Genomic DNA, 2556 nt, shown 5'->3' on the forward strand with positions numbered 1-2556 from the left:
CAATAAGCAAAGAATCTCTACTTACCATTTGTACTAAAGAGATCGTTACGCCATTCCAGTTTGGCAACATTCATACGGAAGGTGATTTTGTAACCGGAATAGAAGAAAAGCCGGATATAAGAACTACTATTCTGGCAGGGATATACATTTTTAAGCCGGGAATTCTTGATTTGATCCCGGACAATGAATACTTTGGTATGGACAGCCTGATTCGCAAGATGATTGATCTGAGCTTGCCTATTACGCATTATCCAATCGAGGAATACTGGCTGGACATTGGGCAAGTGAAAGACTACGAAAAGGCGCAAGAAATCTACAAAGAAAAGTTTGAATAGATTACCCACGAATGATCGCGAATGAAAGATCACGAATGTTCGCGAATGTGGTCTAGAAGGTTGAGCGCTTCGCTGTTGAGAAGGTTTAGAAGGTTGAGAGCTGGGCTTCTCCCGCGAATATTCGCGAATGTATGAACGCTAATGACCGCTAATGCCAAGGGATAAGGTCGAGAGGTTTTCGAAGCTTGAGAGAGTTTGAATGGAAAAGATAAATACAGTTGTCATCGGAGCCGGTGCGATAGGGCTTGCAATAGCTTATGAGCTGGCAAAAGCTGATCCGGATTTGGTAGTAGTTGAAAAAGAGAAAAGCTTTGGCAGGCATACCAGCAGCAGGAACAGCGAAGTAATTCATGCCGGGCATTATTACAATACCGGATCGTTGAAAGCCCGGTTGTGCGTAGAGGGCAATGCCTTACTTTATGATTATCTAAAAGAAAATGGGATTGCTCACAAGAATACCGGAAAGATCATTGTTGCCACGAATGAAGCTGAGAAAGATGTAGTGACTTCATACTTGAGGCGGGGTGAGGCAAATGGATGCTCTGGGTTCAGGATGATTACTGCAGATGAGGCTCAATCTCTTGAACCTTCTGCAAAATGTAAGGCAGGTTTGTTTATACCCAGCACTGGGATTTTTGATACACATGAGTATATGCGCAGCTTAGCGGAAAACATCGAAGAGAAGGGCGCTTTTATCGTTTATGGTGATGAAGTCACAGGCATCGTTTATGATAAGGGTTCATATATATTAGACTTTGCGAGCGGAGAGCAGTTTCAATGCAAGAATCTGATCAACTCAGCCGGCTTATGGGCAGATAGGATTGCGGCAATGGCAGGAATGGATATCGAAGCTTTGAAGATAAATCAGCATTGGTGTAAGGGGCAGTATTACAAGACCACAAAGCTGAAGGGGATTGATCATCTGATTTATCCTGTAGCGGATCCCAAAGGGATATTCCTCGGCATCCATCTAACTATCAATCTTGCCGGAGAAGTTCGATTTGGACCCAATGCTTTTTATGTAGATGAGATAGATTATCGATTTGAAAACGAATACTTCGATGAGTTTTATAAAGCTATTAACCGCTATATTGACATTCCCAAAGAAGACCTTATGCCGGATGACGTTGGCATACGCCCCAAATTGCAAGGACCAAATGACGGATTCCGCGATTTCTATATTCAGGAAGAATCGAGTAATGGCTTCCCGGGATTGGTCAATCTTATCGGTATGGAATCGCCGGGTCTCACTGCCAGCCTGGCAATTGCTAAGTATGTAAGTAAAATACAAGGTAACTAATGAGAAAAAATATGTTTACGCTTCAAGGAGAAAGCTCATGAGAGTTATGGTAACAGGTGCTGCGGGCTATATCGGCTCAGTTTTGGTAAATCAGCTTCTTGCAAAAGGATATGATGTACTGGGGGTTGATTGTCTGATGTTTGGAGGAGATTCCATCATTGGATTCTATAACCATCCCCGATTCAGTTTTGTAAAGGCTGATGTGAGGGATATTGAGACAATCAAGCCACTGCTCAGTGAAGTTGATGCAATCGTTCATCTGGCCGCTATTGTGGGTGATCCTGCTTGCGCAAAACAACCTGAACTCGCTGAAGCGATAAACTGGGAAGGGTCCAAGAATCTGCTAGAAGCTGCTCACCAGGAGCAGAGGGTTAAGCGTTTTGTGTTTGCTTCCACTTGCAGTAACTATGGGAAGATGGAAGGTGATGAGATGATTACCGAAGAATCACCTCTAAAACCCGTATCGCTATATGCGGAACTTAAAGTGAAGTTTGAGAAGCACATGCTGAGCGGTAGCTATAGAGAAGATTTTTGCCCTACTGCGCTTCGCTTTGCTACAGTATATGGCTTATCACCCCGGCTTCGTTTTGATCTTACAGTAAATGAGTTTACCAGAGACGTTGCATTAGGCAAAGAACTTGTGATCTTTGGAGAGCAATTTTGGCGGCCATATTGCCATGTAGAAGATCTTGCTAGAGCTTGCGTAGCAGTGATTGAAGCTTCTCCGGATAAAGTAAAACAGAATGTCTTCAACGTCGGTGATACAAAGGAAAACTACCAGAAGAAAATGCTGGCAGAAGAACTGCAAAAGCTAATCCCGGATATGGTCGTAAAATACGTAGAGAAGAACGAAGATCCCAGAGATTATCGGGTTGCTTTTGAGAAGATCAAAAACACTCTAGGCTTCAAGATTACTAAGAC

General features: G+C 43.2%; 3 protein-coding genes. All 3 read left to right on the plus strand.

All coding sequences use genetic code 11. From position 1 onward, the window contains the following. On the plus strand, positions 1–335 hold a 335-nt coding region (locus LHW48_01420), incomplete at its 5' end, for a mannose-1-phosphate guanyltransferase (GenBank protein MCB5259123.1). Positions 336–534: 199 nt separating this feature from the next. After that, complete coding sequence (locus LHW48_01425; GenBank protein MCB5259124.1) at positions 535–1635, plus strand: NAD(P)/FAD-dependent oxidoreductase; 1101 nt, start codon at positions 535–537, stop codon at positions 1633–1635. Positions 1636–1672: 37 nt separating this feature from the next. Then, on the plus strand, positions 1673–2556 hold an 884-nt coding region (locus LHW48_01430; GenBank protein ID MCB5259125.1), incomplete at its 3' end, for an NAD(P)-dependent oxidoreductase.

The sequence above is a fragment of the Candidatus Cloacimonadota bacterium genome (assembly GCA_020532355.1).
Taxonomy (GTDB): Bacteria; Cloacimonadota; Cloacimonadia; order Cloacimonadales; family Cloacimonadaceae; genus UBA5456.

Bases quoted from the DNA above. Each gene is read 5' to 3' on its own strand.
- LHW48_01425 (MCB5259124.1), top strand. From the start codon at position 535: ATGGAAAAGATAAATACAGTTGTCATCGGAGCCGGTGCGATAGGGCTT.